Consider the following 12,381-nt stretch of genomic DNA (forward strand, 5'->3'; position numbering starts at 1 on the left):
GGAGTGGCTGGTCCTTTCCTTCCTTCTCGCCTACCGGGTTAGCTGACGGGTTCGGAGCAGGAAGGTCTCCTACGGACCCCCTCGCGGTACGCGGGCGTCCGATTCACCCCAGGGACTCTTGATGTGGGTCCCCGGCTCCCCTGGCTCGCGCCGTACGGGGACTCGGCGATGACTGTCCGGTGCCGCGAGTGCGGCGCGGTGCCTGACGGACAGCCGGACCGACGCTAAGGGGGGCCACTTTCAATCCCCAAACGGATCACGGCTTTTGTTGGGTATGCCACAGGGCAGACAGGCAACCTCTCCCCAATTCGGACATTAGGGAGCCCTGGTGACTCTTTTGTCACCAGGGCTCCCACACGCGCGTGCTGCTACGCGGCTCTCCGCGCGACTCTCTACTCGGCCGGTACGACGGTCACTTCGCCGATGCCGAGCGCCTCCACGGGCTCCTTGATCTGCTCCGCGTCGCCGACGAGGATCGTCACCAGACGGTCCACCGGGAAGGCGTTCACGACCGCCGCGGTAGCCTCCACGGTGCCGGTCGCGGCGAGCTGCTGGTACAGCGTCGCCTGGTAGTCGTCGGGCAGGTGCTGCTCGACCTGGTCGGCCAGCGTGCTCGCCACGGCCGCCGCGGTCTCGTACTTGAGCGGCGCCACCCCGACGAGGTTCTGTACGGCGACATCGCGCTCGGCGTCGGTGAGGCCGCCCTCGGCGAGCTTGCGCAGGACCGTCCACAGGTCGTCCAGGGCGGGACCGGTGTTCGGGGTGTCCACGGAGCCGCTGATGGCGAGCATCGAGGCGCCCGTGCCGTCGGGTGCCGAGCGCAGCACCTGGCCGAACGCGCGCACACCGTAGGTGTAGCCCTTCTCCTCGCGCAGGACGCGGTCCAGGCGGGAGGTGAGGGTGCCGCCGAGGCAGTACGTGCCGAGCACCTGGGCGGGCCACACGCGGTCGTGCCGGTCGGATCCGACGCGGCCGATGAGCAGTTGGGTCTGGACGGCGCCGGGCCGGTGCACGATCACGACCCGCCCGGTGTCGTCGGCGGTGACCGGCGGCACGGGGCGCGGCCGGCCGGCGGAGCCCGTCCACGAGCCGAGGGTGTCGGCGAGCAGCGCGTCCAGGTCGATGCCGGTGAGGTCGCCGACGACCACGACGGTGGCCGTCGCGGGGCGGACGTGCCGGTCGTAGAAGGCGCGTACGGCCCCGGAGTCGATCTTCTGGACGGTCTCCTCGGTGCCCTGGCGCGGGCGCGACATGCGCGAGGTCGCCGGGAACAGCTCCTTGGAGAGCTCCTTGGCCGCGCGGCGGGACGGGTTGGCCGTCTCGTGCGGGATCTCGTCGAGGCGGTTGCGGACCAGCCGCTCGACCTCGCTGTCGGCGAAGGCGGGCGCCCTGAGGGCGTCCGACAGCAGGCCGAGGCCCTTGGCCAGGCGCGAGGCCGGGACCTCCAGGCTCAGGCGCAGCCCGGGGTGGTCGGCGTGCGCGTCGAGGGTGGCACCGGAGCGCTCCAGCTCGGCGGCGAACTCCTCGGCGGAGTGCTTGTCGGTGCCCTCGGAGAAGGCGCGCGCGGTGATCGTGGCGACACCGTCCAGACCGGCCGGTTCGGCCTCCAGGGGCGCGTCCAGGAGCACCTCCACGGCGACGACCTGCTGGCCGGGGCGGTGGCAGCGCAGGACGGTCAGGCCGTTGCCCAGCGTCTCGCGCTCGGGCGCCGGGAAGGCCCACGGCCTGGCCTCGCCGGCCTGGGGCTGCGGGTGGAATTCCATCGTGGCGAGCTCGGTCACTTGGCCGCCTCCTCGTTCTCGTCGCCGGCCGCGGCCGCTGCTTCGTCGTCCTCTTCGTCCTCGTCCGCGATCGGCTCGTACACGAGCACCGCGCGGTTGTCGGGTCGCAGGCGGGCCTTGGCGACCTCCTGGACCTCCTGTGCCGTCACGTCCAGGACGCGCTGTACGGCGGTCAGGGCGAGCTGCGGGTCGCCGAACAGGACGGCGTAGCGGCACAGTTCGTCGGCGCGGCCCGCGACGGTGCCGAGCCGGTCCAGCCACTCGCGCTCCAACTGGGCCTGGGCGCGCTCCATTTCCTCGGCCGTGGGGCCCTCCTCGGCGAACCGGGCGAGCTCCTCGTCGATGGCGGCCTCGATGACCGGCACCTCGACGTCACCGGACGTCTTGACGTCCAGCCACCCCAGGGAGGGCGCTCCCGCCAGTCGCAGCAGTCCGAAGCCGGCCGCGACGGCCGTACGGTCGCGCCGTACAAGGCGGTTGTAGAGGAGCGAGGACTCGCCGCCGCCGAGGATGGTGAGGGCGAGGTCGGCCGCGTCGGACGCGCGCGTGCCGTCCTCCGGGAGCCGGTAGGCGCACATCAGGGCGCGGGCCGGGACCTCCTCGACGACGACCTCGCGCAGCTCGGCGCCCATCGTGTCGGGCAGTGCGCCGTCACGGGGCGTCGGCTTGCCGTCGTGCGCGGCGATGGATCCGAAGTACTTCTCGACCCAGGCGAGTGTCTGCTCGGGGTCGATGTCGCCGACCACGGACAGGACGGCGTTGTTGGGCGCGTAGTAGGTGCGGAAGAACGCGCGCGCGTCCTCCAGGGTGGCCGCGTCCAGGTCAGCCATCGAGCCGATGGGCGTGTGGTGGTACGGGTGGCCCTCCGGGTAGGCGAGGGCGGTCAGCTTCTCGAACGCGGTGCCGTAGGGCACGTTGTCGTAGCGCTGGCGTCGCTCGTTCTTGACGACGTCCCGCTGGTTCTCCATGGACTCGTCGTCGAGGGCGGCGAGCAGGGAACCCATGCGGTCGGCCTCCAGCCAGAGGGCGAGCTCCAACTGGTGGGTGGGCATGGTCTCGAAGTAGTTCGTGCGCTCGAAGCTGGTGGTGCCGTTGAGCGAACCGCCCGCGCCCTGCACCAGTTCGAAGTGTCCGTTGCCCTTCACCTGTCCGGAGCCCTGGAACATCAGGTGCTCGAAGAGGTGAGCCAGGCCGGTACGCCCCTTGACCTCGTGGCGGGAACCGACGTCGTACCAGAGGCACACCGCCGCGACCGGGGTCAGGTGGTCCTCGGAGAGCACCACGCGCAGACCGTTGGCCAAGCGGTGTTCGGTCGCTGTCAGACCGCCGGATCCTGCCTCGGCGGTGGCCGTGTGACCCATGGGCATGTACGTCCCTTCGATCGCGGATTCTCTGGCTGGAACCGCAGAAATCCTGCTCGTCCCGCCACTGTATGCAAGCGTGCGGACCGTCGGCGAAGTTCCCGGCGGACGTACGCCGAGAGCGAGATCGCGTAGCCTGCGGGCAGTCGCACACGTGGACTCACGCGGCAGCCGTCGGTGACGGAGCCGAGCGGCCAACGCCGGGTCCTGGTCCGCGTTGTCAGTGCCGCGGTCCACAATGGTTCACGTCAAGACCCCGTTCACGCTTCAGCAAGAGTGAGCCGAAGGGGAGCGACCCCCAGGCGAGCGACCAGAAAAGAGGAGCCGGCAGCGATGGCCCGCCGCAGCACGAAGACCCCGCCGCCCGACGACTCGTTCGAGGAGCGGATCCTCGACATCGACGTCGTCGACGAGATGCAGGGCTCCTACCTTGAGTACGCGTACTCGGTCATCTACTCCCGCGCCCTGCCGGACGCCCGGGACGGCCTGAAGCCGGTCCACCGACGGATCGTCTACCAGATGGACGAGATGGGCCTGCGCCCCGACCGCGGCTTTGTGAAGTGCGCGCGCGTCGTCGGCGAGGTCATGGGCAAGCTGCACCCGCACGGCGACGCGTCGATCTACGACGCCCTGGTGCGCATGGCCCAGCCCTTCTCCATGCGCGTGCCCCTGGCCGACGGCCACGGCAACTTCGGCTCGCTGGGCAACGACGACCCGCCGGCCGCCATGCGGTACACCGAGTGCCGGCCGTCCGAGGCCGCCAACCTGATGACCGAGTCGATCGACGAGGACACGGTCGACTTCACCCCGAACTACGACGGCCAGGAGCAGGAGCCGGTGGCCCTGCCCGCCGCCTTCCCTAACCTCCTGGTGAACGGCTCGTCGGGCATCGCCGTCGGCATGGCCACCAACATGCCGCCGCACAACCTGGGCGAGGTCATCGCGGCGGCCCGCCATCTGATCCGCTATCCGAACGCGGACCTGGACACCCTGATGCGGCACGTCCCGGGCCCCGACCTGCCCACGGGCGGCCGGATCGTCGGCCTGACCGGCATCCGGGACGCGTACGAGACGGGCCGCGGCACGTTCAAGATCCGCGCCACGGTGGCGGTGGACGACGTCACGCCGCGCCGCAAGGGCCTGGTCGTCACCGAACTCCCCTTCTCCGTCGGCCCGGAGAAGGTGATCGCCAAGATCAAGGACCTGGTCGGCGCGAAGAAGCTGCAGGGCATCGCCGACGTCAAGGACCTCACCGACCGCGCGCACGGCCTGCGCCTGGTCATCGAGATCAAGAACGGCTTCGTACCGGAAGCGGTCCTGGAGCAGCTCTACAAGCTGACGCCGATGGAGGAGTCCTTCGGCATCAACAACGTGGCGCTGGTCGACGGCCAGCCCCTCACGCTCGGCCTCAAGGAACTCCTGGAGGTCTATCTCGACCACCGCTTCGACGTCGTACGGCGCCGCAGCGAGTTCCGCCGCACCAAGCGGCGCGACCGCCTCCACCTGGTCGAAGGCCTGCTCACCGCGCTCGTCGACATCGACGAGGTCATCCGGATCATCCGCTCCAGCGACAACTCGGCGCAGGCGAAGCAGAGCCTGATGGAGCGCTTCTCCCTCTCGGACATCCAGACGCAGTACATCCTGGACACGCCGCTGCGTCGGCTCACCCGGTTCGACCGGATCGAGCTGGAGTCGGAGATGGAGCGACTCCGCGCGGAGATCGAGGAGCTGACCCGCATCCTGGAGTCGGACACCGAGCTGCGCAAGCTGGTCTCGACCGAACTGGCCGCGGTGGCCAAGAAGTTCGGCACCGACCGGCGTACGGTCCTGCTGGAGTCGGCGGGCGCCCCCGCCGCCACCGTGCCGCTCCAGGTCGCCGACGACCCGTGCCGGGTGCTGCTCTCCTCGACGGGTCTGCTGGCCCGTACGGCGAACGGCGAGCCCTTCCCGGAGGACTCCGAGGCCCGGCGCGTCAAGCACGACGTGATCGTCTCGGCGGTCCCTGCGACGGCCCGCGGCGAGCTGGGCGCGGTCACCTCGGCCGGCCGCCTGCTGCGGATCAACGTCGTCGACCTCCCCCAACTCCCGGAGACGGCCGCGGCGCCGAACCTCTCCGGTGGCGCGCCGGTCTCGGAGTTCGTCTCCCTGGACGAGGGCGAGACGGTCATCTGCCTGACAACCCTCGACGAGTCGTCCCCCGGCCTGGCCATCGGCACGGAGCAGGGCGTCGTCAAGCGCGTGGTCCCCGACTACCCCACGAACAAGGAGGAGTTGGAGGTCATCACACTCAAGGACGGCGACCGGATCGTCGGCGCGATCGAGTTGCGCACCGGCGAGGAGGACCTGGTCTTCATCACGGACGACGCTCAACTCCTGCGCTACCAGGCCTCCCAGGTCCGCCCCCAGGGCCGCCCGGCCGGCGGGATGGCGGGCATCAAGCTCGTCGAGGGCGCGAAGGTCATCTCGTTCACGGCGGTCGACCCGGCCGTGGACGCGGTGGTGTTCACGGTCGCCGGCTCGCGCGGCACCCTGGACGACTCCGTCCAGACGACGGCCAAGCTGACCCCGTTCGACCAGTACCCCCGCAAGGGCCGCGCCACCGGCGGTGTCCGCTGCCAGCGCTTCCTGAAGGGCGAGGACTGCCTGTCCCTGGCCTGGGCCGGCGCCGTACCGGCCAAGGCCGCACAACGGGACGGCACACCGGCCGAACTCCCGGAGATGGACCCGCGCCGCGACGGCTCGGGCGTGTCACTGCCGAAGACGGTGTCGGTGGTGGCGGGTCCGGTGTAACCCGCCCTGTCAGAGCCCGAGTTCAGGATCCGAGTTCAGGATCCGGGTCCAACTCCGGCTCGGATCCCGGCTCGTGGTCAGGTTCATGGTCCGGCTCGTGGCCCGACTCCGACTCCTGGCCCGACTCCGGCTCCTGTACGTAACGGAGGACGCCCCACATGCCGTGCTCGTCGGCGTGTGGGGCGTCGTCGTCCCTGCACGCCTCCAACTCCTTGCCGAGGGCGGCCATGTCGAGGCCGGTACCGATGAGCACGAGCTGGGTCAGCCGGGCGTCACCGCTCGCCCAGGGCTCGGGGTAGAACCGCAGGAACCGTCCGACGGCGTGCACGGCGTACCGGTTGCGCACGTCATGGGCGCCGAAGTCGACGTACCCCTTGATGCGGTAGAGCCCCTCGGGCCTGCTGTCCAGGAACCCCATCAGCCGGCGCGGTTCCATGGGCACGTCGGAGGCGAAGGAGAGGCTGTCGTAGGCGGTGTGCAGGTGGTCGGCGTGGGTGTCGCCGGCGTGGGTGTCGCCGGCGTGCTCGTGCAGGTCGTCGAAGGTCAACTGCCCGACGCGCTCCTCGTTCGGCCGGCAGTCGAAGAGGAACTCCGGGTCGATACGGCCGTAGGTGGCGGGCACGACGGCGGCGCGGTCGGTGAGGGAGCGGACGAGGCCGAGGACGCGCGGGGCGTCGGCCGCCCGGTCGAGTTTGTTGACGACGACGAGGTCGGCGAGGGAGAGATGCCGGTCGATCTCGGGGTGCTTCGCGCGCGTGTCGTCGAACTCGGCGGCGTCGACGACCTCGACGAGGCCGCCGTAGACGATCCCCGGGTGCTCGCTGGCGAGCAGCATGCGCACCAGTTCCTCCGGTTCGGCGAGTCCGCTGGCCTCGATGACGATGACGTCGATACCGGCGGACGGCCTGGCCAACCGCTCCAGATAGACGTCGAGTTCACTGGCGTCGACGGCACAGCACAGGCACCCGTTGCCGAGCGAGACAGTCGAGTCACCGAGGGCCCCGGCCACGGCCAGCGCGTCGATCTCGATCGCCCCGAAGTCGTTGACGATGGCACCGATACGGCTGCCTCCGCTGCGGTGGAGGAGATGGTTGAGCAGGGTTGTCTTGCCGGAGCCGAGGAATCCGGCGAGGACGAGGACGGGGATCTGCACGGGGCTGGAAACCGGGGCCGGACGCAGGCTCGGGAACTCGCTCGGAACGGACGCCGTGTGCGTGGTCGGCACCGACGCTCGACTCGCACTCGTACTCGCACTCGTACTCGTACTCGGATTCGGGCTCGGATTCGGGCTCGGATTCGGGCTCGGGCTTGCGCTCGGGCTCTGCTGGCTCAACGTGCGACCTCTTTCACGCCGACGCGTGCACCGGCTCGCGGTCCGGCACACGTACGGAGGTTGAATGCCGCCCCAGGATACGAGCCGGAAGAATCGCCGCGAAGTGAACGATTGTTAGCAGCACTTGCGGGGCAGACGTTGGGGAAGGCGCCGGTTCGTGCGACCCTCGCTTCCCTCCGTGCGCCTCCTCTCCGCCTCCCTGCCGATCAGAGCCGCTCGGCACTCTGGGAGACGGCAAGCGCCGCCCATCGCTCGCCGGTCCCCATCAGTCGACCCGCACCCCGACGACCGGCGGACGGCCGCCTGATTCGGGGGTAGTTGACATGGCCACACAGAACGTGGGGATACGGGGGCTCAGCTCAGCCGCCAAAGCGTGGATCGGAACCATGTTCGCGTCCCTCGCCAGGCCGACCGCGCGCCATCGGCGCAAAGCCGCCCTCGCCGAACAGCATCGACTCCACTTCGCCCTGCTGTGCAAAGCCATGGACGACCCCGCCCTGGCCAGCGTCCTCGACACCTACGAGACTCCCGTGCCGCCCGAGAAGCAGCGTCAGTACCTCTTCGCGAACGCGCTCTACGTGAATGCCCTGTACTACCACCGAATCGGCGCCCTGACTCTGGCAGAGCTTCACGGCCACTTCCGGGTCATGTGCCAGAACCAGGTCTTCCGCGAGTACTGGGCCGCTACCGGACACCACAGGAAGAGCCTGCCCGTCACCTCCGAGGAGGCCTCGCTCGGCCACATCATGGACGAACTGATCAAGGAACTCGACGACTCGGACACCGACGAGTGGTGGGTCGTCGGAGAGACCCCGGGCGATCCATCCTGACCTCAAGAGAGCACCAATGCCCCAAAAACCACTCCGTCAAGAGCAGGCGGCCCAGTTCACCTTAATGCCTGCCCTCAACTGCCTCACTGTCAGTCGCGGAATGGTCTACCTTGTCGTCTGGCCCCCTCCGGGCACTCCGACGAACACCCTTCACGCTCGGAGACCTGCGGTTCCGGCGCCACACCTGCCCGGGGTGCCGCACCGCTCGGAGTCCCCATCCCTCCGAGCCACAAGGAGCCGCACTCGGAGAACACTCCGAGTAAGGTTGGTAACTTTACGTGAGAATCGTGCGACGTGTCGGGGCTTCGCCTCGCGAGCGAGGCAGCACCACTGGCCAGACTTGCCCCGACATCTTCGAACTCAGTGACGGCGACTTCGCCGTCATTGGGCGCGAAGCGACCGCGGAACTCGATTCCGAGCTCCCTCCTGACGCCGCACGTGCCGACTACGAGCGCATCGTCGTCATCAGTCGCGAGACCCTCGTACGCGCGAAACAGGACATCCCTGACGCCTGACACCTCCGACCATCAAGGCACGTCTCTCCATCTGCACACACAGAGAACCCGGCGCCCCACGGTGCCGGGGCTCCGCCACCTCGCTATGGCTTGCCCATCCGCACCGAGGGCGGGGCCAGATCCACTCCGCCTTCGATCGTTCCGCGAAGTCGGCTCATCAGCGGCACCGCCACCGGCGCCCCCACCCCCACATACCGAGCCACCGGCCGAATGATCTTCGAGTCCTCCGCCTGCTCCACCACATTCGCACCCCACCCCACCACCCGCGCAGCCGCGAACGTGGGAGTGAACATCTCCCGCGGCAGCCCGCAGAGTTCCATGACCAGCCCCGCGTAGAACTCGACGTTCGTGTGCAGCTCACGCCCCGGCTTGAGTTCCGCGAGGATCGCCTCGACCTGGCGCTCCACCTCGACGGCGAACTCGACCCGGGGCCCGCCGAACTGCTGGGCGACCTCGCGCAGCATCCGGGAGCGAGGGTCCTCCGTGCGGTAGATCGCGTGGCCGAAGCCCATGATGCGGTCGCCGGCGAGAACGCGTTCGCGGATCCAAGGGTCGATACGGTCCGGGGTACCGATCGCGTCCAGGGTGTCCAGGGCACGGCTGGGCGCACCGCCGTGCAGCGGACCCGAGAGTGCCCCGACCGCCCCGACCAGGCAGGCCGCCACATCCGCCCCCGTCGACGCGATGACCCGCGCGGTGAAGGTTGACGCATTGAATCCGTGGTCAATGGTTGAGATCAAGTATTGCTCGATCGCCCTGGCCTGCTGCTTGTCCGGCTCCGAACCCGTCAGCATGTAGAGGTAGTTGGCCGCGAAGGAGAGGTCCTCGCGCGGCTCCACCGGGTCCAGCCCCTGCCCCAGCCGGTACAGCGCGGTCAGCAGCGTCGGCACGGCCGCGGAGGCAACGAGGGTGTCCCTGCGGCGCTCGTCGGCGTCGATGTCGTACACCGGCCGGAATCCCTTCGCGGCGCCGAGCAGCGACAGCGCCGTACGCATGCCGGACAGCGGTCCTGATGTGCCGCTCGCCGCCGCCACGGCAGGCAGTGCGGCCCGCACTTCGTCGGGCAGTCGGCGCGACGCGGCGGTCTCGGCGGCGAAGGCGGCGCTCTGTTCGGCGTCCGGCAGTTCACCGTGGGCCAGGAGATGCCAGACGTCCTCGAAGCCGCGGGTCTGCGCGAGTTCGACGGCGGAGTACTGGCGGTAGTGGTAAAAGCCCTCGGTCCCCCGGACGTCACCGATTCGGGTGTCGGTGACGACGACGCCCGCGAGTCCCCGCGGAACCTCGATACGAGTGGCTGTGGCCCTGTTGATGGACATGTTTCCTCCCTGGACTTGATTCCAATGTCCATTCTTGACTCAATCTCTGTCAATATTGATTGAATCAACCTGTCCATGAAGTGGGTACGGTGAGCTTCATGCGCGATCAAGACACCACCCCCGGTCACCCCGAGCGACGGCTGAGCACCAAAGAGACCGCCGAGCTGCTCGGCGTGAAGCCCGAGACCGTGTACGCGTACGTGAGTCGTGGGCAGTTGGGCAGCAGGCGCGAGCCCGGCGGCCGGGGCAGCACCTTCGACGCCAAGGAGGTGGAGGCGCTCGCCCGGCGCAACAGGCGGGAGAGCAGCGGGAGTTCGGGCTCCGGGGGCGAACTGTCGGTACGGACCCGCATCACGCTCATCGACAAGGACCGGTACTACTTCCGGGGCGTCGACGCGACCGAGCTGGCCGCGCGTCACTCCTACGAAGAGATCGCCGAGTGGCTGTGGACCGGGGAGTTGCGTCCGGGGATCACGTTCACCGCGCCCAAGGCGGCCGTCGCCGTAGCCCGCCGCGCGGTGGACGCGCTGCCCGAACACGCGGGCCCCACCGACCGGTTGCGGGTCGCGGCCATCGCGGCGGCGACCGCTGACCCGCTGCGCTTCGACCTCTCCGAGGACGCCGTGCTCGGCACCGCGCGCATCCTCATCCCCACCCTCGTGGCCGCTCTGCCGCCGGTCCGGCGCACCCATCGCGACGAGGGCCCGCTGGCCCACCGTCTGTGGGCTCGGCTGAGCGGACGACCGTCCGACGAGGTGTCACTACGCGCCCTGGACACGGCACTCGGCCTGCTCGTCGACCATGATCTGGCCGCGTCGACGCTCGCGGTGCGGGTCGCCGCCTCGGCCCGTGCGCACGCCTACGCGGCCGTCTCCTCCGGCCTGGGCGTGCTCGAAGGCCCCCTGCACGGCGCGGCCAGCGGCCTGGCGCACCGGCTGCTGCTCGACGTGCTCGACCAGGGCGACGCGGCCCCGGTGATCGCGGACGAACTGCGCGCCGGCCGCCGTATCCCCGGACTCGGCCACCGGCTCTACCCGGGTGAAGACCCACGCGCGCGTGCCCTGTTCGCCCTCCTGAAGGAGATTCCGGGTGCCGCGCCCGCCCTCGCCGCGGCCCGCGACATCGTGGCCACCACCGCGCGGCACACCCCACTGCACGCCAACGTCGACCTCGCGCTCGCCGTGCTCACCGTCTCCTCCGGGATGCCCTCCACGGCGGGCGAGACCGTCTTCGCCGTCGCCCGTACGGCGGGCTGGATCGCACACGCCCTGGAGGAGTACGGGGAGCGCCCGCTGCGTATGCGGCCCAGTGGTCACTACGTGGGCCCGAAGCCGCCTCAACCACTACCGGAGTAGGACACGAGCGCGACCGGAAGTCACCCCGGGGCAAGTCAGGTTAGGCTCACCTCTGTGAGTACGTGCGCGACCGTCTCTCGGGACCTCGACGAGCCCATTTCCGGAACCGCGGCCACGGCGACGACGTGGCTGCTGCTGGAACAGCCCGGTCCTTGGGGTGCCAAAGCGCTCACTTCGAGCCACCTGGACCCCGTGCTGGGGCGTGCCCTGGAGGCCGCCGCCGCGAACACGGGCGTACGGATCGCGCTCATCCGCCGCCCGGGGCGGCACGCCGACCCCGCGCCGTCACGGGTACGCCAGGTGTACGCGGCCCACACCGTTCCCGGAAACGCGTGGCTGCACAGCGCCACGACCACCGACCCGCGGGACCTGCTCGCCCTCGACTTCGCCACCCTGGGCGCGGGTGACCCGCGCTCGTTCGGCTCCGCGCTCGGCGGGCGGGCCCACACCGGTGACCCGCTCGCGCTCGTGTGCACCAACGGCAAGCGCGACCGCTGCTGTGCGCTCCTGGGCCGTCCCCTCGCGGCCGAACTGGCCGCCTCCGGGGTCGAGGGCGCCTGGGAGGTCACCCATCTGGGTGGTCACCGTTTCTCGCCGACGGTGCTCGTCCTGCCGTACGGCTACGCGTACGGACGGGCCGAGGCCCACGCCGTCAAGGAGATCCTGCAGGGCGTCCAGGAGGGCCGTGTGGTCGTCGAGGGCTGCCGGGGCGGCTCGGCCTGGGAGCGGCCCGGACAGGCGGCGGAGCTGGCCGTCCGGAGGGCGACGGACGAGTACGCGACGGACGCGCTGAGCGTCGTACGGACGGACGGCGGCGCACCGCGCTGGGAGGTGACCGTCGCGCACACCGACGGACGCCACTGGCGCGTGATCGTCGCCCAGGGCGCCTCCCTGCCGCCCCGCCCGGAGAGCTGCGGGACGTCGGTCCTCGGCGCACCGGCCCGGATGGACGTGGTGGCGGTGCGCGAGCTGGCGACAGCTCTGGCGGGCTGAGCCGCCCGACGGCCGGTCTCCTGGTGCCCGTACAGAAAACCGCCCTCTCCTGGCGGCCGGTTTCCCCAAGAACTGGTCAAGAGATCCACGCCACACCCCTGGGGCAG

Annotated in this window: 9 protein-coding genes and 1 riboswitch; of the genes, 5 read left to right on the top strand and 4 right to left on the bottom strand. The window is 70.1% G+C overall.

Annotation, left to right across the window (positions count from 1 at the left end; genetic code table 11):
* Positions 1-12 precede the first annotated feature (12 nt).
* Positions 13-178: riboswitch (cyclic di-AMP (ydaO/yuaA leader) on the bottom strand.
* A 214-nt stretch (positions 179-392) separates the two neighbouring features.
* Together ACIQBL_RS44360 and ACIQBL_RS44365 are read right to left on the bottom strand one after the other, a co-directional pair.
* Positions 393-1,781: a M16 family metallopeptidase gene (locus tag ACIQBL_RS44360; protein ID WP_401953710.1), complete on the bottom strand. Its 1,389-nt coding sequence runs from the start codon at positions 1,779-1,781 to the stop codon at positions 393-395.
* Positions 1,778-3,148 carry a M16 family metallopeptidase gene (locus tag ACIQBL_RS44365; protein ID WP_401953713.1) on the bottom strand — a complete coding sequence of 457 codons (1,371 nt, stop codon included), beginning with the start codon at positions 3,146-3,148 and terminating at the stop codon, positions 1,778-1,780. The genes ACIQBL_RS44360 and ACIQBL_RS44365 overlap by 4 nt, the downstream gene beginning before the upstream one ends.
* A gap of 327 nt (positions 3,149-3,475) precedes the next feature.
* Between ACIQBL_RS44365 and ACIQBL_RS44370 the strand changes: the two genes are divergently transcribed.
* Positions 3,476-5,932 carry a DNA topoisomerase (ATP-hydrolyzing) subunit A gene (locus ACIQBL_RS44370; protein WP_401953716.1) on the top strand — a complete coding sequence of 819 codons (2,457 nt, stop codon included), beginning with the start codon at positions 3,476-3,478 and terminating at the stop codon, positions 5,930-5,932.
* Positions 5,933-5,954: 22 nt separating this feature from the next.
* On the opposite strand, the gene ACIQBL_RS44375 is transcribed toward ACIQBL_RS44370, so the two are convergent.
* Positions 5,955-7,112 carry a GTP-binding protein gene (locus ACIQBL_RS44375; RefSeq protein ID WP_401953952.1) on the bottom strand — a complete coding sequence of 386 codons (1,158 nt, stop codon included), beginning with the start codon at positions 7,110-7,112 and terminating at the stop codon, positions 5,955-5,957.
* A gap of 539 nt (positions 7,113-7,651) precedes the next feature.
* Here ACIQBL_RS44375 and ACIQBL_RS44380 point away from each other — a divergent pair.
* Positions 7,652-8,095: a DUF6082 family protein gene (locus tag ACIQBL_RS44380; RefSeq protein ID WP_401953719.1), complete on the top strand. Its 444-nt coding sequence runs from the start codon at positions 7,652-7,654 to the stop codon at positions 8,093-8,095.
* 278 nt (positions 8,096-8,373) lie between these two features.
* Entirely contained in the window at positions 8,374-8,610 is a 237-nt protein-coding gene (locus ACIQBL_RS44385) for a hypothetical protein (RefSeq protein ID WP_401953721.1), read from the top strand.
* A gap of 83 nt (positions 8,611-8,693) precedes the next feature.
* Here the strand turns inward: ACIQBL_RS44385 and ACIQBL_RS44390 are convergent, their stop codons facing one another.
* Positions 8,694-9,926, bottom strand: coding sequence for a citrate synthase/methylcitrate synthase (locus ACIQBL_RS44390; RefSeq protein WP_401953724.1), 1,233 nt, complete (start codon positions 9,924-9,926; stop codon positions 8,694-8,696).
* Between the two features lie 98 nt (positions 9,927-10,024).
* Here ACIQBL_RS44390 and ACIQBL_RS44395 point away from each other — a divergent pair, with 98 nt between their 5' ends.
* Both ACIQBL_RS44395 and ACIQBL_RS44400 read left to right on the top strand, forming a co-directional pair.
* The gene (locus ACIQBL_RS44395) at positions 10,025-11,281 is read left to right on the top strand and encodes a citrate synthase family protein (protein ID WP_401953727.1); all 1,257 of its coding nucleotides are present in this window, start codon (positions 10,025-10,027) and stop codon (positions 11,279-11,281) included.
* Between the two features lie 54 nt (positions 11,282-11,335).
* A complete protein-coding gene (locus ACIQBL_RS44400; protein WP_401953730.1) occupies positions 11,336-12,274 on the top strand; it encodes a sucrase ferredoxin in 939 nt (312 codons plus the stop codon).
* Positions 12,275-12,381 lie beyond the last annotated feature (107 nt).

This window comes from Streptomyces sp. NPDC088350, from assembly GCF_044753545.1.
Lineage (GTDB): Bacteria > Actinomycetota > Actinomycetes > Streptomycetales > Streptomycetaceae > Streptomyces.